Here is a 23,504-nt window from a genome sequence, read left to right on the forward strand (position 1 = left end):
AATGATAATCAATAGATGAAAAATAACTAATGATTTAATTACTTTTTTAATAAATATTTTTATACAAAAGAGAAATTAGTTAAGATTTAAAATGAAAAATAATATATAATAAGTTATGCAACATGCTAAATATTTTAAAAGAGGGTTAATGATTAGTATGAAGAGAGTAAATGAAGCTTTTAGTGAGTATGAATCACGTGGAAACTTAAATACAGCAATTATAGAATCAGTAGTTTTGCGTAAGAAAACAAAAATATTAGAAATGGAAATAAGTTCTGATAACTATATAGAATTGAATGAAATTGAGAGTTTTAATAATTTCATTAAGCAAAGATTTTCTTTAAATGATTCGAAGATTCGCGTTAAATATACTGATGCAGCAAATATAAAGCCTATAGAAGAAGAATTAGAAAATATTATATGTTCTTTGTCTAATAAATATCCTGCATTAAAGTCAGTTGTAAATAATTGTGAATATGAGGTTATTGATAAAAATATTAACTTTAATTTGAGAATTCCAGTATCAGGTTTTCTAAAAACTATGGATTATGATAAAAAAATTAATAGTGTTTTAAAAATTATGTATGGAAAGCAATATGATATTAAATTTATTGACACAATAAGTGGTGAAGAAATTGCTAAAATGACAGAAGAAAAACGTGCAAATGAAATGATGTATATCAAAAAAGAGATCAAAAATACACAAAGTATTGCTTCACCACCTCCTGAAGCACCTAAAAAAATTGAGGAAGTTAAAACTGATTCAAAGGCAGAAGGTGATGTTAAGAAAAACACATTATTAATTATGGGAAGAAACGCTAATATAAAGGAACCTGTAATTAAAATTAATGACATTACACCAGATGAGGGACGAATAGCTTTAGAAGGTGAAATATCTAATTTAGAAGCTAAAGAACTTAGAAGTGGAAAGATGCTGATTTCTTTTGATTTATACGATGGAACAAATTCAATGACTTGTAAAGCCTTCTGTAAACCAGGTGAATATGATGAGGTATTCTCTAGAATAAAAAAAGCTAAGGGACTTAGGCTTGCAGGAAATGCAGGTTATAGTAATTTTTCTCATGAAACTGAATTTATTGCTAACACAATAGTTGAAGCAGAAGGAATGAGAAGATATAAGAGAATGGATAATTCAGAGATGAAGAGAGTAGAACTTCATATGCATACTCAAATGAGTCAGATGGATGCAATGAGCAGCGCTTCTGATCTAATAAAAAGAGCTATGAGTTGGGGAATGAAGTCAATAGCTATAACTGACCATGGAGTTGTTCAGTCCTTTCCGGAAGCCCATAAGCTTCTTGGAAGAGATAATAAAGATATGAAGGTTATTTATGGGGTTGAAGCATATTTAGCACCAGATAAGAAACCTTCAGTAACTAATTCAAAAGGGCAGAGAATAGATACTACATATTGTGTTTTAGATTTAGAAACTACAGGTTTTTCACCACGAACAGAAAAAATTACTGAAATAGGTATTATGAAAATTAAAGATGGAAAAATATTAGATAAATTCAGCACTTTTGTAAACCCACAAAAGCCAATTCCAATGAGAGTTGTTGAAGTAACTAAAATAACTGATGATATGGTAAGCAGTGCAGAAACCATAGAAAAGGTATTTCCTAAAATGCTTGAGTTTATTGAAGGAAGTGTATTAGTTGCACATAATGCTGAATTTGATATTAATTTCTTAAAGCACAATGCAAAAGTACTGGGTTATGACTTTGATTTCACTTATGTTGATACTTTGCCTTTAGCACAAGATGTTTTTCCTGACTTTAAGTCTTATAAATTAGGAAGAATTGCAAAAAACTTAGGTATAAAGGTTGAAGTTGCTCATAGAGCTCTAGATGATGTAGACACAACAGTTAAGGTATTTAATATAATGCTTGAAATACTTAAGGAAAGAGGAGCAGAAAGTGTTGAAGAGATAGATTTATATGCTGCTGATGAAGATGCTCAAAAAGTAGCTTATAAGAAGGTAAGGACTTATCATGCAATAATACTAGCAAAGGATTATGTTGGTTTAAAGAATTTATATAAGCTCGTATCTTATTCACACTTGGACTACTTTTATAAAAAACCACGTATACTAAAAAGTATGTTTGAAAAATATTCTGAAGGTCTAATACTTGGAAGTGCTTGTAGTGAAGGTGAGTTATTTCAAGCTATCTTATTAGGTAGATCTGATGAGCAAATTGAAGAAATTGCAAAATTCTATGATTATTTAGAAATTCAACCTTTAGGAAATAATGATTATTTAGTGAGACAAGAGCAAGTTCCTAGCAGGGAATATTTAAAAGACATTAATAAGAAAATTGTGACTTTAGCAGAAAAATTAAATAAACCTGTAGTTGGAACAGGAGATGTTCACTTCTTAGATCCAGAGGATGAAATTTATAGACGTATTTTAGAGGCAGGTCAAGGATTTAAGGATGCAGATCAACAAGCTCCATTGTATTTAAGAACTACAGAAGAAATGCTTGAGGAATTTTCGTATTTAGGAAGAGATAAGGCATATGAAGTAGTAGTTACAAATACAAATAAGATAGCTGATATGTGTGAACAAATCAGCCCTATTTCACCAGAAAAATGTCCTCCACATATTGATGGCTGTGAACAAACTATTAAAGATATAGCTTATGATAAAGCTCATGAGTTATATGGGGATCCACTACCAGAAATTGTTCAGGCAAGACTTGATAAAGAATTAGATTCCATTATTAAAAATGGATTTTCAGTTATGTATATAATTGCACAAAAGTTGGTTTGGAAATCAAATGAAGATGGATATCTAGTAGGTTCTAGAGGATCTGTTGGTTCTTCTTTTGTTGCTAATATGACTGGTATTACAGAAGTTAATTCGTTACCACCTCACTATAGATGTGCAAAATGTAAGTACTCAGATTTTGAGGATTACGGTGTTTTAAATGGTTTTGACTTACCAGATAAAGTATGTCCAGTTTGTGGTGAGAATCTTCACAAGGATGGAATAGATATACCATTTGAAACCTTTTTGGGATTTAATGGAGATAAAGAACCAGATATAGATTTAAACTTCTCAGGAGAATATCAAGCAAAAGCTCATAGGTATACAGAAGTTATTTTTGGTAAAGGTACTACCTTTAAGGCAGGAACAATAGGTACTATTGCAGAAAAAACTGCTTTTGGTTATGTCAAAAAGTATTTTGAAGAAAAAAATATTCCTGTTAATAAAGCAGAGACAATGAGAATTGCTTTAGGTTGTACAGGTATTAAAAGAACTACAGGACAGCATCCAGGTGGAATAATAGTTGTACCTAAGGGACGTGAAATTTTTGAATTTTGTCCAGTTCAGCATCCTGCTGATGACCCTAATTCAGATATTATCACAACACATTTTGATTATCACTCAATTGATCAAAATCTTTTGAAGCTTGATATCTTAGGCCACGACGATCCTACTGTTATTAGAATGCTTCAGGATTTAACAGGAGTAGATCCTAAGGATATACCTATGGATGATAAGGAAACAATGTCATTATTTTATTCAACAAAGGCTCTTGGTGTTACTCCAGATCAAATTAATTCAGAAGTAGGAACCTTTGGTATTCCTGAATTTGGTACTAAATTTGTTAGAGGAATGCTTGTAGATACTAAACCTAAAACTTTCTCTGACTTATTATGTATTTCAGGACTTTCTCATGGTACAGATGTATGGCTTGGAAATGCTAAGGACTTAATCGATAATGGAGTAATTACAAGCATAAGTGATGCGGTATGTACAAGAGATGATATTATGGTATATTTAATTAAAAAAGGTCTCCCTCCTAATACTGCTTTTAAAATAATGGAAACTGTTCGTAAAGGAAAGGCATTAAAAGAACCTAAGTGGCCAGAATATGAAGCATTAATGAGATCTAATGAAGTACCAGAATGGTATATAGAATCATGTAAAAAAATAAAATACATGTTTCCAAAGGCTCATGCTGCTGCTTATGTAATGATGGCATTTAGAATCGCTTGGTTTAAGGTTCATATACCTAGAGCTTATTATGCAACATATTTTAGTATCAGAGCAAAAGCTTTTGATGCAGAATTTATGATCTTTGGTAAAGAAAAAGTTAAAGCAAAGATGCAAGAAATAAATGCTATGGGTAATGATGCAGGCCCTAAAGATAAAGATATGTATGATGATCTAGAAATAGTATTAGAAATGTATGAAAGAGGTATTAAATTCCTTCCAATAGATTTATACAAATCACATGCTACAAGATTTCAAGTTGAAGAAAGTGGAATAAGACCTTCACTTAACAGTATAGCTGGAATGGGAAATGTAGCAGCTGAGGGAATTGCTAATGCGGCTAAAGAAAAAGAATTTAACTCTGTAGATGATGTAAAGAAGCGTTCTAAAATTGGTAATGCTGGTATAGAGTTACTTAGAAAGTTTGATTGTTTAAAGGGTCTTCCAGAAAGTGATCAAATGTGTTTCTTTGATGTAGTTTAAATAATGCAATGTATTATAAATAAAGCCTATATCTTATTTAATATAAGGATATAGGCTTTTTGTTATTTTATTTTTAATTTGATTATTTATAATAAAAATGCTATACTTACCTAGGTAATAATTACTTAGGTAAGTATATGGAGGTTTAAAAATGATTTTACATGGACATAACGTGAATCAGTTAGCAAGAAGTTTTACAAAAAAATTGAATGAGAAAATTTCACCACTTGGATTATATTCATCACAATGGGGAATTGTATTATACTTACACAAGAAAAAGCAATGTACTCAAATTGAACTATGTAAGTACCTTGGAGTTGAAGCACCAACAATTACAAGAACTTTAGTTAGAATGGAAGAGATGGGAATTGTAATAAGAACAGAAGGAAAAGACAAACGAGAGAGACGTATTGAATTAACAGAAAAGGCTTATGATATGTTTCCTAGTTGGTATGAGGCTGCTACGAGTATAGAAATAGAGGCAATAAAGAATATTTCTGAAGAGGAACTTGAAAACTTTAATAAAACATTAGAAAAAATGATGAAAAACTTAAATTAAAACAAGAAGGAAAGAAGATAATATGAATATAGGTATAATAAAACAAGCGTTTAAATTAAATAAAAATCCTTTTCCATGGGAAAAGGCTCTAAGTGCAGCTCTTTGTGGAGGGTTTCCAGTACTTATAGGACTGCTATTAAATCAGGTTAGATATGGATTATTAGGTGCAATTGGAGGATTTACATATTTGTATGTATTTAATGAGCCGTATGCACAACGTGTAAAGAAAATATTTTTCATTGCTATTGGTATAACAACTTCAGTTTGCTTAGGAATTTTTGTTGCTCCATATCCAGCTCTAATTGTGCTGATAGTAGGATTAATAGGAATAATTACAACCTTCATTTTTGGCATACTTAAGATAACTGGGCCAGCTGCAGTATTTTTTATATTGAGTTTTACAATGACAACAGGGATAAAGCTTGAAAATTCTGATATACCTATATTTATTGGAGTTGTATTTGCAAGTAGTATGTTTTCTTGGATAGTTAGTTTAATTGGATACTTTTTTAATCCTCATGGTCCTGAACTGAAAAAGATAAAAGTAGTATACTTAGCATTGACGGAATTTGCAGAAGTTATTGGAAGTAAAGATATCAGCCAAGTACGAAATCGAGTAGTTAATTCACTGAGGGAAGCGGAAGAAATTCTTAATGTAGGTTATAATAGCTGGAAGGTTTCATTTATATTTAATCGGCTAGTGCTTTTAAATAAACATGCTAATAAATTATTCTTAACATTACTTGAACTAAATTCAAAGAGTTCAAATGAATTACCAAAAGAACTAATTGAAATGATAAGAAAATTACAGGCTGGTGTTGACTTGAGTCAAGATGAAACTATTAGAATAAACAAAATATCGAGAGAATTTCATACTGAATATAATAAGGTTTTGGAGGTGATTTATGATATAGAATCTATTATGAATTTACCGTTAAGATATATTGGACATAGTATTGAAATCAAAAAACCATCAATAACAATAAAATTTATTAAGGCCATAAATAAAGATTCAATAGTATTTGTTAATTCAATAAGATATGGAATAGTACTTTCGGTATCAGCAATTGTAGCATTTTATTTTCCATTTACAAGGCCATATTGGATAACTTTATCTTGTGCTGCTGTTATGTGTGGATCAACAATTATGGCAACTTTTCATAGGGCAATTCAACGTTCTGTAGGAACAATAATTGGTATAGTATTAGCTATAGCTATCTTAAGTTTTCAACCACAGGGATTTATGGTTGTAGTAGTAAATATGTGTTTAACAGCATTAATAGAACTTGCTATTTCAAGAAATTATGCTCTAGCTGCAATATTTATAACACCTAATTCTATACTTATAGCAGAAAATTCAACTCAAATTCATAATATAGGTTATTTTGCTACAGCACGTATTACTGATATAATTGTTGGGTCTGCAATTGGTTTAATTGGAACATATATAATTGGACGTAAATCAGCATCAAGTAGATTGCCAGATTTAATGGCAAAATTATTGCGTAGTCACTCTAGAGTGCTCGTGTTTTTAGCAAGTAATAACAGTGATAATGATACAAATGCTATAAGAGAAAAAATGGAAATTGATCACATGAACTTTAAAATGGCGTATAATACAGCATTGGGAGAGATTCCTAATAATGAAGAAATGCTTGAAATGATGTGGCCTGCATTTTATTCGTTGGAGCATATTAGTTACTTATTGACCCAATATTGTTCTGAAAAAGGACATATAAGTATAAAAGATGATGAGTTAGCTAAATTGATACTTATCTATGAAACAATGGCTAACAATATGGAACAAAGAAATTCTATAAAACTTAGAACAGTTGAGATTATTAAAGAAATTTCTGAATTATGTGAAGAAATTAATAATCTTCAAAGTGCGTTAAGTATAAAAAACTAGCTTAATAAATTTAGTTTTAAAGCGATTACAATAGATAAAGATATCAAAAGCGAGAATTAGACTTATGCAACAATTACCGAAATCAGATACATTTATCTTCCACAGGACTAGTGAAATTTTCACTGGAAGGTTCTAAGTGGAAGGTTGCACTCATTTCTGCATGTTCCGGATGTAAAATATTTATAAGCTGTAAATGAAACAAGCCATAGAGGAAACTCGACTCACGTTCGTTCACTGAGTAAGCGATTCACACCAAATCAGTTTTTTTAAAGGAGGTTAACTCATGATGAGTTAACTAAGTTCAAGAAACCAAATCATAGATTTGGTTTCTTGAACTTATCTGCTTAATAACCATCATCAGCTCAATTTCACATGCCTGCTTCCAGAAAAATGCATCGGATTTCTAGTTTAGTATTATAATTATAATTTCTCAATTATTCATGCTTATTACATTTCTAAGTAAAACTCTTAAATTGGATATCTATAAGTTTATTATAGATTAAATAGTAATGTTAAATTGCTAAATATAAATTTAAAATTCAAGAGAGAATTGATAGCATAAATTAAAAGGTGATGTCGCACTAAGATTTTAATCTGCTAATGCTACAACACCTTTTAATTTTAATATTATATTTTGTAAATAATTAGTTTTTAGAACTACTTTTTGTTACTTTATTTATTACAGTTAATATAATAATAGCTGCGATAGCCAATGCTATGAAAACTACAAAGCCATTTGAATATCCTGTTAAATTTGATCCGGAATTATCAATGAAAGAAGCCATAATTGGAGGAATTATAAAGCCTCCTAATGCACCAATTCCACCTATCCATCCTGAAGCACCACCAACTGCATGGGGTACAGCTTTAGGGACAATTTTAAAAACTGCTGCATTAGTTGCACCCATACCAAGTGCTAAAATCAATATACCTGTTACTGAAAATGCAATAGAAGAACTTAAAGTTAAAAATACAGCACCTATAAGCATAACACTAAGGGAGATAAGTGCAGTAGCTTCTCCACCTTTTTTATCAGCTATTTTACCTGCATAAATTCTTGTTATAGAAGTAACAATTGAATATAAAGCTGTTAATAAACCGGCAGTTTTCATAGATACTTTAAAAAGGCTTGTCCAATATGTAGGGAACCAGCTTGTTAAAGCCATAAAACCTCCAAAAGTAGCAAAATATATTCCAACTAAAGCCCAAGTTTTCCACGACTTAGCTGACATTCCTAGACTTTCACTAACCTTGTTGTTTGGGAATAACTCTTGACCGTATTTATTAGCAGCTATTTTTCTTGCTTCTTCCTTACTTACTCCTTTTTCAAGAAGTTGAAAGTACCAAGCATTTTGTCCTATAAAGAAATAAATTATTGTACCAATTGTTAAGAATATTAACCATGCTAAATATGAACCAGAAAGTCCCCAAAGAGGTAACGCTATATTAGGGATAATAACCATGAAAATCCCTGGTGCTATATTTCCTACACCACCATAAATACCTGCAGCATATCCTTGTTTGCTTTGTGGAAACCAGTATGATGTTTGGCTTACACCTACAGAGAAGGTTGCTATACCACATCCTGATAAAATTGCTAAACTAAATAATAGCCAATAATATTGACCTAAATTTTCTTTAAAAAATGCCATTACAATATATAGTCCTAACATTCCTATTATAGATAATACCAATAAAACTAGAAAAGGTTTACGACCACCTGTTGTATCAACCCAAGCGGCAAAAGGTATTCTAAGTAGCGAGCCAGATAAGGATGGTGCTGAAACTAGTAAAGCTAATAAGATTGGATTTATACCAGCAAAACTTTGCTTAAAAACGGTTACTGTCGACCCATAAAGTGCAACAGCAGCAAATCCAATAAAAAAACCAAGTGTGGCACCAGTAAGTCCTTGTTTTGAATCGCCCTTTAATTCCATATTATTCATATTACGCCTCCATTTAATATATTTTGAGATAAGGTTATCATATTTAATTTCATTAAACCGTGATATTAATCACGTTTTTTCTGAATTTGTTAATTAAATATCAAATTCTTTAAAATATAAAGTCTATATTAATATTTTAGTAAAAATGTGGTAGAATGAGTTTTAATGAGGAAAATAATAGTTGTATTCATTATTTATGGAGAATTACTATATAAAAAGGAGGTATAGTTAATACTATAATAGAAGAACTTAAAAATCTAAAAATTTTTTCTGATGTATCTGATGAAACAATAGCATTAATAAGTAAATATGGGAAAATAAAAAAGCATTCTAATGGAAGTATGCTTTTTTCAGAAAGAGAGAAGATAAATTTAGTATATATAGTAGTAAGTGGCTCTGTATCATTATACAAAGTTAATGAAAATGGTCAAAAAAAAGTTATGTTCATATTAGATAATGGAAAAATAATAAATGAAGTTATAGTTGAGGATATGCCAGAATCAATAAATTGTGAAGTTTTTGAAGAAGCCGAAATATTTGAAATAAATAGAGATATTTTAATAGAGATAATGAAAAGAGATTTCAATTTAACAAAAGTAATTATAGAATCCTTATCAAATAAAGTTAGACGTATGTATAGGCAATTGAAGAACACACCTTCCTCAATAAAGATTGAAAAGAAGCTTGTAGCAAAAATATATAAACTTGGAAGAGATTATGGAGTTAGATGCAATGATGGTATCATTATTGATATGAACATAAGTATTACCTACCTTGCAGATTTATTAGGAAGTCAAAGAGAAACTGTTTCGAGAGCAGTAAAAGTATTACAGAGTAAAAACTTATTTTATTATAAAGATAAAAAAATAGTTATACCTGATTTACAGAAACTTTCAGATTATTTTAAGACATCGTGATGTATATCACGGTGTTTATTTTTATTTTTATTTATTCTATTAGTATAGAGGATAAAAATTACGTATAAAAAATTTTATGCCTTGAAAAGTGAAAAAATTAACAAGTAATAGGAGTGGTAAAATGGGATATAAAATAATTACTGAAACAGCAAATTCTCTTTTAAGTACTCTTTCAAAAGAGTATTTAATTTATGCACCAAAAGTATTTAAAGGTGATGGATGTTTTTCAGATACTGATACTATTAGATATGGTGAAGTATCAACAATAGATGAAATTGTCTTTGATAGAAAATCTGATTATTCATTTAAGGAAATACTAATGCCTATCAATGAAACTTTATTTTATTTTACTGAGGACGAAGTTAAAGTATCAGCTTCACCTAAGAAGGGGGCTATTGTCTTTTTAAGAAGCTGTGATTTAAATGCATTAAAGCGTCTAGATCAAATTTATTTAAATAATGGTCCAGAAGATTTTTATTATAAGCGACTTAGGGAAAATACTAAATTCATTCTTATGGGATGTAGTAAAACTTTTGATAACTGCTTCTGTGTTGATATGAAAACAAATACAACTAATGATTATGATGCTTATATTAAAGTTCAAGATGATTTTACATTAATAGACTGTAAATGGGACAAGCTAGAAGAATTAATAAATCAGGAAAAATTTAAAGAGGAAGCTGTTACACCTGAATTTGTAAACGACAATAAAGTCAACGTAAAAATACCAGATAATTTAGATACAAAAGTTTTTAAATCTAAAATGTGGGATGAATATACAAGCCGTTGTATTGGCTGTGGCCGCTGTAATTTTGTCTGTCCAACATGTACTTGCTTTACCATGCAGGATATTTTCTACAAAGATAATGGAAAAGCTGGAGAACGTCGCAGAGTATGGGCTTCTTGCCAGGTAGATGGATATACAGATATGGCTGGAGGAATTACTTTTAGAAAACCACAAGGCGAGAGAATGAGATTTAAGGTTATGCATAAGGTTTATGATTATAAAAAACGTTTTGGATATCATATGTGTGTAGGATGTGGTCGATGTGACGATGTTTGTCCTGAATACATATCTTTCTCAAATTGTATAAATAAACTTGAAAATGCTGTGAAAGAGGTGGAATAAATGAAAAATGAATATATCCCATTTTTATCTGAAATAAAAGAAGTTATCAAGCATACTGATATAGAATATACATTTAGAATTACATTTGAAGGAGAAGTTAAACCTGGCCAATTCTTTGAAGTTTCTCTACCTAAGTTTGGAGAAGCTCCAATATCTGTTAGTGGAATAGGCGAAGGAACTGTAGATTTAACAATACGTAGAGTTGGCAAAGTTACAGATGAAATATTTACAAATTATGTTGGAGATAAGCTATTTTTAAGAGGACCCTATGGTAATGGATTTAACGTAAAAGATTATGAAGGAAAAGAAGTTACTGTAGTCGCTGGAGGAACAGGACTTTCACCAGTAAGAGGTGTAGTTGATTATTTTGCAAATAACATGACTAAATGCAAAAGTTTTAATTTGATTTGTGGTTTCAAATCACCAAATGATGTTTTATTTAAGGCTGATTTAAAACAATGGAAAGAAGATATAAATTTAGTCTTAACAGTAGATAAAGCTGAAGATGGTTATGCAGGGAAAACAGGCTTAGTTACGACTTTCATTCCTGATCTTGAAATTAAGGATGTTAATAATACTGCCTTTGTAGTAGTTGGGCCTCCTATAATGATGAAGTTTACTGTTATAGAAATTTTAAAAAGAGGAGTACCAGAAGAAAATATATGGATATCTCAAGAAAGAAAGATGTGCTGTGGTCTTGGAAAATGCGGACATTGTAAGATGGATGATACATATATTTGTTTAGATGGGCCTGTATTTAATTACACTAAAGGAAAGGAACTAATTGATTAGGGGGGAGAAATGTATGGATATAAATACAAAGAAACTTAAAAAGAATGCTTTTAGAGTTACAAAGGTTAGAGGTGTTACTGCTGCAAGAATCAGAGTTCCTGGTGGAGATTTACAAGCTGAAATTCTTGGTATGGTGCAAGAAATTGCAGAGAAGTATGGTAATGGAATAGTTCATTTAACTTCAAGACAAGGCTTTGAAATAGAAGGAATAAGTTTTGAAGATATGGATGCAGTAAATGCACTTTTAAAGCCTATTATTGAAGGTTTAGAAATAAATCAAGTTGATACTGAAAATGGATATGAAGCATCTGGAACAAGAAACATTTCAGCTTGTGTTGGTAATAAAGTTTGTCCTTTTGCTAATTTTAATACTACAGATGTAGCAAAAAGAATAGATAAAGCTATTTTCCCAAATGATTTACATTTTAAAGTTGGAATTACAGGATGTTCAAATGATTGTGCTAAAGCTAGAACCCAAGATTTTGGAATAATCGGAATGACAGAACCTCAATATGAAGCAGATAGATGTATTAGCTGTGGAGCTTGTATTAAGGCATGTAAAAAATTGTCTGTAGGAGCTTTATCCTTTGAAAATTATAAAGTTGTTAGAAATACAGAAAAATGTGTAGGGTGTGGTGTTTGTATAACTAAATGTCCAACTAGAGCATGGACTAGAAGTAAAGAGAGGTATTATAAGTTAGCTATTATGGGTAGAACTGGAAAGAAAAATCCAAGATTAGCAGAAGACTTTTTAATTTGGACGGATGAAGAAACAATCACAAAAATAATATTAAATACTTATAAATTTGTTGAAAAATATATTGATCCGAATGCTCCTGGCAGGAAAGAGCATATTGGATATATTATCGATAGAGTTGGTTTTGAAGAATACAAAAAATGGGCACTTGATGGAGTTGAATTAGGACCAAAAACAATCAAAAAAGATTGCGTATATTGGAGTGGAATTAATTTTAATTCTATTAACAACGGTTAAGCATTTTTGAATTAAAGTGTGTTTCAAATTGATTAAACTTTGATAACTATTTAGAATCAAGAGTATTATCTTTTAAGTATAAACACAATCTTAAAATAAATGCCTTCATGACCTTTTATGACTTAAGAAAGGAAGGATATAGTTATGAAAAAAGTTCAATCCACGTGTAATTATTGTGCTTTAGATTGCAATTTAGACTTTTATGTTGAGGAGAATAAAATAGTTAAGGTTGTACCAACTAAAGATTATCCAGTAAATAATGGATTTTCTTGTATTAAAGGATTATCTTTAGATAAACAGCAAACGATAATAACAGATTCAACTTTGCCTAGAATAAAACAAGAAGATGGGTCTTTTAAGAGAATACCTTGGGATGATGCATATAAAATTGTAGCTGATAAGTTTATAGATCTTCAAGCAAAGTATGGAACAGAAAGTATTGCAGGTATAAGTACTGGACAATTAACTTTAGAGGAATTCGCAATTTTTGGTAATGTTATGAGGAATTATTTAAGAACAAATGTAGATGGTAATACTAGATTATGTATGTCTACAGCTGTAGTTGCTCATAAACAAAGTTTTGGGTTTGATGCACCTCCTTATACTCTCAAGGATGCAGAATTATCTGACACTATTATATTAATTGGGGCTAATCCAGTAATAGCCCATCCTATATTGTGGGATAAAATTAGAAGCAATAATGAGAAAAAATTAATTGTTATTGATCCAAGAAAATCAGAAACAGCTCAGAACGCAGATTATTGGTATGGACTAAAAGGAAAAACTGATTTATATCTACTTTATGCTATAGCTAATAAGCTTATTGAAAATTCCTATATTAGTAATGAATATATAGCTAATTATACGGAAGGCTTTGAGGAATTTAAGGAATTTGTTAAGCAATATACTACGCAAAATGCTGCAAGTGTAACTGGACTTAGCGAAGCTTCAATTTTAGAACTTGTAGAACTTATACATAATGGAAAGAGAGTATCTTTCTGGTGGACAATGGGGGTTAATCAAGGATATGAAGCTGTTAGAACAGCGCAGGCTATTATCAACTTAGCGTTGATGACTGGAAATATAGGAAGACCAGGCACAGGTGCTAATTCTCTTACTGGCCAATGTAATGCAATGGGTTCACGTGCATATAGTAATACTGCTGTTTTATATGGTGGTGGAGATTTTGATAATATGGCTAGACGTGAAAGAGTGGCCGAAGTACTTGGAGTTCATGAGTCTGACCTGGCTGCTAAGCCAACAATTACTTATAATGCAATCATTGAAAAAATAATTTCTGGAGAAATTAAAGGTCTATGGGTAATTTGTACAAACCCACGTCATTCATGGACAAACAATAAAACCTTTAAAGAAGCTATGAAAAAATTAGAATTCTTTGTTGTTCAAGATATTTATGGAGATACGGATAGTTCAGAAGATTGTCATATTTATCTTCCAGTTGTTCCAGGTATAAAAAAAGAGGGAACATATGTAAATACTGAAAGACGTATATCAGCAATGCGTCCAGCCCTTGAAAAAACAGAAGATGAAAAGAGCGATTATGAAGTGATTTATGGTATTGGAAAAGCCTTAGGGATGGGAAGTCTTCTTGATAAATGGAAAACACCAAAAGATGCATTTAATTTAATGAAAGAATGTTCAAGAGATATGCCATGTGATATGACAGGTGTTACTTATGATGGTTTAGTAAATTCAAAAGGAATTCAATGGCCTTTTAGAGAAGGTGAAATTCTTAAAGACGACTTTAGACGTTTGTTTGAAGATAATAAATATTATACTCCATCAAAGAAAGCAAAATTTATATTTGAAGAAGTACGTGAGAATCCACTTCCAACTACAAAAGAATTTTCTTTTATATTAAATACAGGAAGAGGAAGTGTTGGACAATGGCATACACAAACTCGTACTAGGGAAGTTGCATTTATAGAAGATGTTAGTGCTAAAGAAGCATATCTTTATATGAATATTAAATTAGCTAAAGAAATGAATATAAAGGAAAATGATTTAATTAAAGTTTCATCCATAAATGGACATTCTTCAGAATTTAAAGTTAAGCTTACAGACATGGTTAGATATGATGAAGTATATGCACCTATACATTATTTAGAATGTAACAATTTAACTCCTTCATTGTATGATCCTTATTCAAAAGAACCATCTTATAAAACAACTCCTATCAATGTAAGTAAAATTGAAGGGGGAATGTAATCATGAAAAGAATTAAAATTGACAGAAGTAAATGTATTGGATGCCTAACCTGCGTTACTGCTTGTGTTGTAAGCCATGAAAGCTGCGATTCAAGAAACAGAGTTACTATAGATAGTAGCTCAAAGGCAGCGCCTATTTTCTGCCGTCACTGTGACAAACCTGAATGTGTGTATACATGTATGACAGGAGCTATGTCTAAAAATAGAGAAACTGGTTATGTTGAATATGATAAAGAATGTTGTGCAAGTTGCTATATGTGTATTATGGCATGTCCTTATGGAGTGTTAAAAAGTGATAGAATTGAGCATAAAGAAATAATGAAATGTAATATGTGTGTACATCGCAGTCAAGATAATGAGCCAAAGCCAATGTGCGTTGAAAAATGTCCAATGGCAGCAATAACCCTAGAGGAGGCGTAGAGATTAATAATCTTTATGTACTAATAAGGAATACAGGAGGATAGTCTTATGAAGTATGTTGTTTTAGGTGCTTCAGCATCAGGAGTTAATGGAGCTAGAGAGCTTAGGAATTTAGATAAAGAAGCTGAAATTACATTAATATCGAAAGATGATAAAATATACTCAAGATGTATACTTCATCATTATATGGAAGGAATTCGAGATATAAAAAAGCTTGAATTTATTGAAGATGATTTTATAAACAAGAATAAAATTAATTGGATAAAGGGAACTGAAGTTACTGGAATAGATGTAAATGAAAAAAAAGTTATAGTTTCAACTGGCGAAGAATTTCAGTTTGATAAGCTTCTTATTGCAACAGGTGCTAATACCTTCTTTCCACCTATACTAAATTTAAAAACTGCAAAAAATGCTATTGGTTTCCGTAATTTTGATGATTGTGAAAAAATCATGGAAATGTCAAAAACAAGGAATAATATTGTAGTAATGGGGGCGGGTCTTGTTGGAATAGATGTTATTTCTGGCTTGACACATACAGGTAAAAATATTGCTCTTGTTGAAATGAAAGATCATATGCTTTCAATACAGCTTGATAAAAAGGCAGCATTAGCTTATGAACAAGGTTTTGAAAAGAAGGGTGTAAAACAATATTATGAAAAAGGTATAAAAGAACTTATTGTTAATGAAGAAGGAGAAATTACTGAAATATTATTAACAAGTGGCGAAAAAATACCTTGTGATTTATTAATAGTTGCAGCAGGTGTTAGATCAAATGTTAGTTTTTTAGAAGGGTCAGGTATTGAAACAGATAAATTTGGATTACTGATAAATACTTTTGGGCAAACAAATTGTGAAGATATTTATGGCGCAGGCGATGTTACTGGAAGAAATCCTATTTGGCCGACAGCAGTAAAAGAAGGAATCATTGCTGCAAATAATATGGCAGGAGTTAAAAGTGAGATGACAGACTTCTTTGCTAGTAAATCAACTATGAACTTTCTAGGAATTCCAACAATGTCACTTGGAATTAATGAACCAGTAGATGAAACTTACATAGTAAACATTGAAAGTGATAATAAGGGAAATTATAAGAAGATTATACATAAGAATGGCAAGATTTATGGAGCAATAATTCAAGGCGATTTATCTTATGCTGGGATTTTAACTCAATTAATTAAGAATCAAATTGATATTTCAAAGGTAAAAAAAACAATATTTAAAATCGATTATTCAGACTTTTTTAACATCAAAGATAATTTTGAATTTGCATATGACAATGAACTTAATATAAAATAAAACTAAAAAAGAATATTTATAAAATAGCTGAGGGTGGTTCATATGAATATTGGAGCATTAATTCTTGCTGGTGGAAAAAGTAGGCGGATGAACGGCAATAATAAAGCTTTTCTAAAATTTCAAAATAAGAGTTTTATTGAAAGTATAGCAGATAGGTTTGCTGGCTTTGATAATATTTATATTTCTGTAGATGAAAAAGAGAAATATAAACATTTAAGCTTTACTTTAATTGAAGATATGTATAAGGATATAGGCCCAATAGGGGGAATATACTCAGCCTTAAAATCAATTGAGGAAAAATATATTTTTGTAACTGCATGTGATATGCCTAAGATAAATAGGGAATTCATAAACTTTGTTTGTGATTCACTAACAGAGGATATTGAATGTATTGTGACTCAAGATATAAAAGGTAGAATTTATCCTTTGGGTGGAATATATTCTAAAGCTTTGTTAGGTAAAATTGAAGAAATGATAAAGGAAGAGGATTATAAGCTTTTGAATTTAATTAAGCGCTCAAACACAAAAATTATATCTTTATCAGAAAACAATTTTAGTGAAAGTATTTTGGATAACATTAATGATATAAATGACTATAATAAACTAAAAGTCTTATAGATATCCAACGCGGGAATTAGACTTAAGCGAAAATTACCGAAATCCAATACATTTGTCTTCTACAGGACTAGTGAAATTTTCGCTGGAAGCTTCTAAATTGGAGCTTATCGCCATTTTAGCTTGTTCCTAAAGTAAATTTATGACAAGCTATAAATGGAACAAGCAATAGAGGAAACTCGACTCACGTTCGTTCGCTGAGTAAGCGATTCACACCAAATCACAGATTTGGGTTCTCTGCTTAACAATCTTTGTCAGCTCAATTTCACATGCCTGCTCCAGAAAAATGCATCGGATTTCTAGTGTAGTATTGTAATTTGAATTTCTCAAGAATGTATGCATATTCTATTTATAAGTTTGATTATTAATTTGGATATCTATATGGTAATAACTATAAATATAATTAAATAATCTCCGTGCAAAAATATCTAAGGGCTAATTTAGTCTAGGATATTGCGCCAAAGCGAAATAGGGAATAGGAATGAAAATATAGCTTTAAGCTTTTCGCTTTCTGGGTTACGTGGGAAACCATTTAGCCTTCCGTATTAGAGAAGGAGCATTATTTACAAGAATAGATTATTCTATTTTTGTAAATAATGATTGATATTTAGAGCAAAATACTAATAGTATAAAGCTGTATTTTTCATACCTAATTTTGTACGGTTGAAATAATACAGCTTTTTTAATGCTTAGAAAAATATTGAATTTCAGAGACGTGAGAGGTCGATGAAATATTAGATTATAAAAGATGAAATATGAATAATTCATCATTACTTATTCATATTAGAAAGAAGGTTTTATATGAAGAAAATAGCTACTGTTGATGCCGTAGGACACATAATTTGTCACGACATAACAAGAATAATAAAAGATGTAGTTAAGGATGTGGCTTTTAAAAAAGGGCATACAGTAAGAGAAGAAGATATTCCAGTATTACTATCTATAGGAAAAGAACATTTGTATGTTTGGGAAAAAAATGAAGGAATGCTTCATGAAAATGAAGCGGCAGAAATTTTATATGATTTGTGTAAAAATGAAAATATAAAGCCTTCAGAAGTTAAAGAAGGTAAGATTGAATTAATTGCTGATATAGATGGTTTATTTAGAATAGATGTAGATAGATTAGATAAAATAAATGAATTAGATGAAATTATGATTGCGACAAGACATACAAATTATCCAGTGAAAAAAGGAGATAAATTAGCTGGTACAAGAGTTATACCGTTAGTTGTTGAAGAAGCTAAGTTAAAGCGTGCTCAAGAAATTATCGGAAATAACCCTCTTATGGAATTATTACCATTTAGAGAAATGAAAGCAGGAATAGTTACAACAGGTAGCGAAGTTTATCATGGAAGAATTAAAGATACTTTTACGCCTGTAGTTATTGATAAACTTAAACAATATAATATTACTGTTTGCGGACATAAAATAGTTAATGATGAAAGTAAAATGATAGTTGATGCTATTTTAGAACTTAAGCGAAATGGTTCAGATTTTATTGTTTGTACTGGCGGAATGAGTGTAGACCCAGATGATTTAACACCAAGTGCAGTTAGAGATAGTGGCGCAAAAATTATTTCCTATGGTGCACCTGTTTTACCTGGAGCTATGTTCTTAATTGGTTATTTTGAAGATGGAACCCCTATTGTTGGCTTACCTGGTTGTGTAATGTATGCTAAAGCAACTATTTTTGATTTAGTATTACCAAGGATAGCAGCAGGAGTTAAGATATCAAAAAAAGATATAGCAAGAATGGGACATGGTGGATTATGTCTTAGCTGCAAAGTATGTACATATCCTAATTGTGGATTTGGAAAGGGTGTATAGTTTATGCTCAATATAGAACTTGAAAAAGCTGTAGAGTTAATTGTTGAGAGTGTTAAAGAAACTCAGGCAACTGAAGAAATTGAATTAATTGATGCAGCTGGAAGAATAATTGCTGAAGATATTTATGCGCCTATGAACAATCCACCTTTTGATAGATCGCCTTTAGATGGATATGCATTGATAGCTCAGGATACAAAGGGAGCTAGTAGAGAAAACATAAAAAAGTTAGTAGTTGTAGATTGTATATTTGCAGGTGGGTATAGTGAAAGAGAGCTTCAAAGAGGAGAAGCTATTAGAATTATGACAGGTGCTAAAATTCCCAAAGGAGCAAATTGTGTTATAAGACAAGAAAACACTGATTATGGTGAAGATGAAGTTGAAATTTACGAAGAGCTTCGTGAATATGATAACTATTGTTTTTCTGGTGAAGATATAAAGAAACAGGATTTATTAATAGAAAAAGGGCAACAGCTTACCTATGTTCATCAAGGAATACTATCAAGTATGGGTGTTTCAAAGGTTAAAGTTAAAGTTACCCCTAAGATAGGTTTAATTGTTACTGGAGATGAAATTGGAATACCAGGACAAAAATTAATGAAAGGTAAAATTTATGATAGCAATCTTCATTTAATATATTCTAGATTAAAGGAATTAGGAATAAGACCAGTTATTGCAGAAATTATTGAAGATAGTCCTGAAAAAGTTGGAAGAAGAATAAATGAAGTTATCAATGATATGGATTTGATAATAACTACAGGAGGTGTTTCTGTAGGGCAAAAAGATATTTTACATAATGTAATCCAATTAATAGAAGCAAATATGATTTTTTGGAAGGTTAATCTAAAACCAGGAACTCCGGCTATGTATTCATTATATAAAAATAAACCTATATTATCACTGTCAGGAAATCCTTTTGCAGCTCTTACAACTTTTGAACTTTTAGGAAGACCACTTTTAGCTAAATTATGTGGCAATAAAAATTTGAAGCCTGTTCATGTTAATGGAATTATGGAAGATGAATTTAATAAACCTAGTTCAAAAAGAAGGTTTATACGTGCTTATTTTAATAATGGAAAGGTTAAATTTCTTGAAAATAAACATTCATCAGGGATGCTTGCGTCTATGGTTGGGTGCAACTGTTTGATAGACGTTAAAAAAGGAACGAAAAAATTGAGTAAAGGTGATAAAGTTGATATTATTATATTATAGATAAATATATTTCAAAGGAAGTGTAATAATGGAAAATAAGTTTAATCATTTCGATTCAAAGGGAAATGCTATTATGGTGGATGTTTCAGAAAAAAATGTTACAGAAAGAACAGCTATAGCAAAAGGGAAGATTTATGTTAACAGTGAAGTGATGGATGCGGTTTTAAATCAAACAGTAAAAAAAGGTGATGTACTTGGAGTAGCAAGAATCGCTGGAATAATGGGAGTTAAAAGAACTTCAGATTTAATTCCAATGTGCCATCCACTTATGATTAGCAAGTGTTCAGTTGATTTTGATATAAATAAAGAAAAAAATTACATTGAAGCTATTTGTATTGTTAAAGTTGAAGGAAAAACTGGAGTTGAAATGGAAGCCTTAACTGGTGTTAATATTACACTTCTTACAATTTATGATATGTGTAAAGCTATAGATAAGACTATGGAGATTTCAGATATACATTTATTGAAGAAAACTGGTGGGAAAAGTGGAGACTTTTTAAATGAAAAATAAACCTTTTATAGTAGCAATAAGTGGCGTTAAAAATTCTGGAAAAACAACCTTAGTAACCAAGCTTATTACTAAGTTAACTACTTTAGGGTATAAGGTAGCAACAATAAAACATGATGGACATGATTTTGAAGGAGATGTACCAGGCACTGATTCTTTTAGGCATAAAGAAGCAGGAGCCTATGGAACTGCAGTATTTTCTAATTCAAAGTTTATGATAATCAAAGAGCAAAATAGTATTACAGAAAAAGAATTAATAAAGAATTTTAAAGAAGCAGACTTTATTTTATTAGAAGGATTTAAATTCTCAAATTACCCAAAGATAGAGGTTGTAAGAGAAGAAATTTCAAGAAGTTATGTCTGTAAGAAAGAAACAATAATTGCTATAGCAACAAATTTAACTTGTGGTTTTGATGGAATCAATACTGTTGATATTAATGATATAGAGAAAATTATTGAAGAGATATTTAACTATATGAATATTAGGATTATAAATAATGATTCCAATTAAAATATATGAAGTAATATGTTTAATACTTCCGTTATTTTATAAAGTAATAAACAGGGAAATGGAGGTGACATAATATGTTTGATAATTATAATAGAAAAATTGATTATATAAGAATTTCAGTTACTGACAGATGTAATTTAAGATGCATTTATTGCATGCCAGAAAAAGGAATAAAGTGCTTGGAGTCTAAAGAGATATTATCTTATGAGGAAATAATTCATTTGTGTGAAAACTTTGCTAAAATTGGAATAAGTAAAGTTAAAATTACTGGAGGAGAACCTTTAGTAAGGAAGGATTTAGCATTGTTGATTAAAGGAATTAAAAACATAAAAGGTATTAATAATATTACATTAACTACTAATGGCATTTTGTTAGAAGAACAAATAGACGCATTGGCCGATGCAGGAATTGATGCAATTAATGTAAGTATAGATTCATTAGATAAAAATACATATAAAAATATTACACGTGTAGGGAATGTTGATAAGGTTATCAGAGGTATAAATAAAGTCCTAGAATATAAAGATATTGCAGTGAAAATAAATTGTGTTCCAATAGAAGGATTTAATGAAAAAGGAATTTTGGATGTAATTAAGTTAGCGCAAAATAAAAATATACATATTAGATTTATAGAATTAATGCCGATTGGATTTGGTAAAAAAATAAATGGAATTAGCGAAGATAAAATCAAGAAGATGATTAATGGGAGGTATGGAGAACTTATACCGCATAATAAATCTATAGGAAATGGACCTAGTAAATATTATACTTTAGATAATTTTCAAGGAAAGATAGGTTTTATCAGTGCAGTTAATCATAAGTTCTGTGATACGTGTAACCGAGTTAGGCTAACATCTAATGGATTTTTAAAAGCATGTCTTCAATTTAATGAAGGACAAGATCTTAAATCTATTATAAGAAATGGAAAAAGTGACGACGAACTTATGGAAGTAATTAGAAAAGTAATTTATGATAAGCCAAAAGAAAATAGATTTTTAGATTTAAATAGCAGTGAAAAGTTTGAAGAAAATATTATGTCTCAAATAGGTGGCTAAAATATGGACTATATTATAGATTTGGAGGAAGCAAAGATGGGGAAAATTATTGCTATATGTATAAGTGAAAAAAGGGGAACTGAAAAAAAGAATATTGGAGAATGCAATATTATAGAGGGGTTTGGTTTGGAAAATGATGCACATGGTGGAAACTGGCATAGACAGGTAAGCTTGTTGTCATATAATAAAGTGCTTGACTTTAATGAAAGAGGCGGAGCTGTAGAAGATGGGGCTTTTGGAGAAAATATATTAGTTGAGGGAATAGATTTTAAAACTTTACCAATTGGAACAATATTTAAATGTAATGAGGTTGTTTTAGAGCTTACACAAGTTGGGAAGGAATGTCATGCTCACTGCGAAATATATAAGCGAGTTGGGGATTGCATCATGCCTAGAGAAGGAGTTTTTGCAAAAGTAATTCATGGTGGAAAGATTAAAGTAGGAGATGAGTTAATATGTTTAGAGTAGCAATTATAACTTCAAGCGATAGTGGATATAGAGGAGAAAGAGAAGATAAAAGTGGACCAGTTATTAGAAATATAGTTGAAGAAAATCGATATGAAGTTGTTTATACAGTATTATTACCAGATGAAAAAGATCTTATAAGCGCAGAAATGAAAAAAATCTGTGATGAAAACATTGCAGATCTTATACTAACTACAGGTGGAACAGGGTTTTCACCAAGGGATTGTATGCCAGAGGCAACATTAGCAATAGGCGAAAAGATAGTTCCAGGCATACCTGAAGCTATGCGTGCTTATAGCATGCAGTTTACAAAAAGAGCTATGTTAAGCCGTGCAGCAGCTGTGATTCGTAAAAGTACATTAATCATAAATCTACCTGGAAGTCCAAAAGCGGTTACTGAGTGTCTTGAATATATTATTACAGAATTGCATCATGGTTTAGAAATATTAAATGAAAAAACATCAAATTGTGCGAGAAAATAATTTTGTAAGAAACTTTAATTAAAATATTATTTTTCTAAAAAAACATAAATATTGTCGGAAATTATTGGGATAATTATTATCAAAAGATATAGATTATTTATAGACAATATGTTAATATAATCTTATCCCATAGAACTA

General features: G+C 30.5%; 19 protein-coding genes and 1 riboswitch. Of the genes, 18 read left to right on the forward strand and 1 reads right to left on the reverse strand.

The window, feature by feature from the left end; translation table 11 throughout:
• The first annotated feature begins 157 nt into the window (after positions 1-157).
• The 3 genes from polC (at position 158) to CSPA_RS14635 (ending at position 6,972) form a co-directional block, all read left to right on the forward strand.
• Positions 158-4,504 (forward strand): DNA polymerase III subunit alpha, encoded by a 4,347-nt coding sequence (gene polC / locus CSPA_RS14625; protein WP_026106388.1) that lies wholly within the window; start codon positions 158-160, stop codon positions 4,502-4,504.
• A 151-nt stretch (positions 4,505-4,655) separates the two neighbouring features.
• The gene (locus tag CSPA_RS14630) at positions 4,656-5,063 is read left to right on the forward strand and encodes a MarR family winged helix-turn-helix transcriptional regulator (protein ID WP_015393086.1); all 408 of its coding nucleotides are present in this window, start codon (positions 4,656-4,658) and stop codon (positions 5,061-5,063) included.
• A gap of 22 nt (positions 5,064-5,085) precedes the next feature.
• Positions 5,086-6,972 (forward strand): FUSC family protein, encoded by a 1,887-nt coding sequence (locus CSPA_RS14635; protein ID WP_015393087.1) that lies wholly within the window; start codon positions 5,086-5,088, stop codon positions 6,970-6,972.
• Positions 6,973-7,616: 644 nt separating this feature from the next.
• On the opposite strand, the gene CSPA_RS14640 is transcribed toward CSPA_RS14635, so the two are convergent.
• Positions 7,617-8,918, reverse strand: a complete 1,302-nt coding sequence (locus tag CSPA_RS14640; RefSeq protein ID WP_015393088.1) for an MFS transporter — start codon at positions 8,916-8,918, stop codon at positions 7,617-7,619.
• A 224-nt stretch (positions 8,919-9,142) separates the two neighbouring features.
• On the opposite strand from CSPA_RS14640, the gene CSPA_RS14645 reads away from it, so the two are divergent.
• The 15 genes from CSPA_RS14645 to CSPA_RS14715 all read left to right on the forward strand — a co-directional run bounded on the left by CSPA_RS14645 (position 9,143) and on the right by CSPA_RS14715 (position 23,366).
• On the forward strand, positions 9,143-9,835 hold the full coding sequence (locus CSPA_RS14645) for a Crp/Fnr family transcriptional regulator (protein ID WP_026106387.1): 693 nt from the start codon (positions 9,143-9,145) through the stop codon (positions 9,833-9,835).
• Between the two features lie 121 nt (positions 9,836-9,956).
• Complete coding sequence (asrA, locus tag CSPA_RS14650) at positions 9,957-10,964, forward strand: anaerobic sulfite reductase subunit AsrA (RefSeq protein ID WP_015393090.1); 1,008 nt, start codon at positions 9,957-9,959, stop codon at positions 10,962-10,964.
• Positions 10,965-11,756: an anaerobic sulfite reductase subunit AsrB gene (gene asrB / locus CSPA_RS14655; protein ID WP_015393091.1), complete on the forward strand. Its 792-nt coding sequence runs from the start codon at positions 10,965-10,967 to the stop codon at positions 11,754-11,756.
• 13 nt (positions 11,757-11,769) lie between these two features.
• Positions 11,770-12,750 carry a sulfite reductase subunit C gene (asrC, locus tag CSPA_RS14660; RefSeq protein ID WP_015393092.1) on the forward strand — a complete coding sequence of 327 codons (981 nt, stop codon included), beginning with the start codon at positions 11,770-11,772 and terminating at the stop codon, positions 12,748-12,750.
• Between the two features lie 144 nt (positions 12,751-12,894).
• Complete coding sequence (locus tag CSPA_RS14665) at positions 12,895-14,979, forward strand: molybdopterin oxidoreductase family protein (RefSeq protein WP_015393093.1); 2,085 nt, start codon at positions 12,895-12,897, stop codon at positions 14,977-14,979.
• A 2-nt stretch (positions 14,980-14,981) separates the two neighbouring features.
• Positions 14,982-15,398, forward strand: a complete 417-nt coding sequence (locus CSPA_RS14670) for a 4Fe-4S dicluster domain-containing protein (RefSeq protein ID WP_015393094.1) — start codon at positions 14,982-14,984, stop codon at positions 15,396-15,398.
• Positions 15,399-15,446: 48 nt separating this feature from the next.
• Positions 15,447-16,694, forward strand: a complete 1,248-nt coding sequence (locus CSPA_RS14675; RefSeq protein ID WP_015393095.1) for an NAD(P)/FAD-dependent oxidoreductase — start codon at positions 15,447-15,449, stop codon at positions 16,692-16,694.
• Between the two features lie 42 nt (positions 16,695-16,736).
• Positions 16,737-17,312: a molybdenum cofactor guanylyltransferase gene (mobA, locus tag CSPA_RS14680; RefSeq protein ID WP_015393096.1), complete on the forward strand. Its 576-nt coding sequence runs from the start codon at positions 16,737-16,739 to the stop codon at positions 17,310-17,312.
• A 397-nt stretch (positions 17,313-17,709) separates the two neighbouring features.
• Positions 17,710-17,882, forward strand: a riboswitch (molybdenum cofactor riboswitch).
• 228 nt (positions 17,883-18,110) lie between these two features.
• Positions 18,111-19,136, forward strand: a complete 1,026-nt coding sequence (locus CSPA_RS14685; protein ID WP_015393097.1) for a molybdopterin-binding protein — start codon at positions 18,111-18,113, stop codon at positions 19,134-19,136.
• A gap of 3 nt (positions 19,137-19,139) precedes the next feature.
• On the forward strand, positions 19,140-20,345 hold the full coding sequence (locus tag CSPA_RS14690) for a molybdopterin molybdotransferase MoeA (RefSeq protein WP_015393098.1): 1,206 nt from the start codon (positions 19,140-19,142) through the stop codon (positions 20,343-20,345).
• 28 nt (positions 20,346-20,373) lie between these two features.
• The gene (gene moaC, locus CSPA_RS14695) at positions 20,374-20,856 is read left to right on the forward strand and encodes a cyclic pyranopterin monophosphate synthase MoaC (RefSeq protein ID WP_015393099.1); all 483 of its coding nucleotides are present in this window, start codon (positions 20,374-20,376) and stop codon (positions 20,854-20,856) included.
• Positions 20,846-21,364 (forward strand): molybdopterin-guanine dinucleotide biosynthesis protein B, encoded by a 519-nt coding sequence (gene mobB / locus CSPA_RS14700; RefSeq protein ID WP_015393100.1) that lies wholly within the window; start codon positions 20,846-20,848, stop codon positions 21,362-21,364. The genes moaC and mobB overlap by 11 nt, the downstream gene beginning before the upstream one ends.
• Before the next feature lie 74 nt (positions 21,365-21,438).
• Entirely contained in the window at positions 21,439-22,419 is a 981-nt protein-coding gene (gene moaA / locus CSPA_RS14705; protein ID WP_015393101.1) for a GTP 3',8-cyclase MoaA, read from the forward strand.
• Positions 22,420-22,455: 36 nt separating this feature from the next.
• The gene (locus tag CSPA_RS14710; RefSeq protein WP_026106386.1) at positions 22,456-22,887 is read left to right on the forward strand and encodes an MOSC domain-containing protein; all 432 of its coding nucleotides are present in this window, start codon (positions 22,456-22,458) and stop codon (positions 22,885-22,887) included.
• Complete coding sequence (locus CSPA_RS14715; protein WP_015393103.1) at positions 22,875-23,366, forward strand: MogA/MoaB family molybdenum cofactor biosynthesis protein; 492 nt, start codon at positions 22,875-22,877, stop codon at positions 23,364-23,366. The genes CSPA_RS14710 and CSPA_RS14715 overlap by 13 nt, the downstream gene beginning before the upstream one ends.
• Positions 23,367-23,504 lie beyond the last annotated feature (138 nt).

Origin of the sequence: Clostridium saccharoperbutylacetonicum N1-4(HMT) (genome assembly GCF_000340885.1) — a bacterium.
In the GTDB taxonomy this organism is placed as follows: Bacteria; Bacillota; Clostridia; order Clostridiales; family Clostridiaceae; genus Clostridium; species Clostridium saccharoperbutylacetonicum.

Coding starts and splice junctions, on each gene's coding strand:
- CSPA_RS14715 (WP_015393103.1), top strand. CDS start 22,875: ATGTTTAGAGTAGCAATTATAACTTCAAGCGATAGTGGATATAGAGGA.
- CSPA_RS14675 (WP_015393095.1), top strand. CDS start 15,447: ATGAAGTATGTTGTTTTAGGTGCTTCAGCATCAGGAGTTAATGGAGCT.
- CSPA_RS14635 (WP_015393087.1), top strand. CDS start 5,086: ATGAATATAGGTATAATAAAACAAGCGTTTAAATTAAATAAAAATCCT.
- CSPA_RS14630 (WP_015393086.1), top strand. CDS start 4,656: ATGATTTTACATGGACATAACGTGAATCAGTTAGCAAGAAGTTTTACA.
- CSPA_RS14640 (WP_015393088.1), bottom strand. CDS start 8,918: ATGAATAATATGGAATTAAAGGGCGATTCAAAACAAGGACTTACTGGT.
- CSPA_RS14685 (WP_015393097.1), top strand. CDS start 18,111: ATGAAGAAAATAGCTACTGTTGATGCCGTAGGACACATAATTTGTCAC.
- asrA (WP_015393090.1), top strand. CDS start 9,957: ATGGGATATAAAATAATTACTGAAACAGCAAATTCTCTTTTAAGTACT.
- asrC (WP_015393092.1), top strand. CDS start 11,770: ATGGATATAAATACAAAGAAACTTAAAAAGAATGCTTTTAGAGTTACA.
- asrB (WP_015393091.1), top strand. CDS start 10,965: ATGAAAAATGAATATATCCCATTTTTATCTGAAATAAAAGAAGTTATC.
- mobB (WP_015393100.1), top strand. CDS start 20,846: ATGAAAAATAAACCTTTTATAGTAGCAATAAGTGGCGTTAAAAATTCT.
- moaA (WP_015393101.1), top strand. CDS start 21,439: ATGTTTGATAATTATAATAGAAAAATTGATTATATAAGAATTTCAGTT.
- polC (WP_026106388.1), top strand. CDS start 158: ATGAAGAGAGTAAATGAAGCTTTTAGTGAGTATGAATCACGTGGAAAC.
- CSPA_RS14665 (WP_015393093.1), top strand. CDS start 12,895: ATGAAAAAAGTTCAATCCACGTGTAATTATTGTGCTTTAGATTGCAAT.
- CSPA_RS14670 (WP_015393094.1), top strand. CDS start 14,982: ATGAAAAGAATTAAAATTGACAGAAGTAAATGTATTGGATGCCTAACC.
- CSPA_RS14690 (WP_015393098.1), top strand. CDS start 19,140: ATGCTCAATATAGAACTTGAAAAAGCTGTAGAGTTAATTGTTGAGAGT.
- moaC (WP_015393099.1), top strand. CDS start 20,374: ATGGAAAATAAGTTTAATCATTTCGATTCAAAGGGAAATGCTATTATG.
- CSPA_RS14710 (WP_026106386.1), top strand. CDS start 22,456: ATGGGGAAAATTATTGCTATATGTATAAGTGAAAAAAGGGGAACTGAA.
- mobA (WP_015393096.1), top strand. CDS start 16,737: ATGAATATTGGAGCATTAATTCTTGCTGGTGGAAAAAGTAGGCGGATG.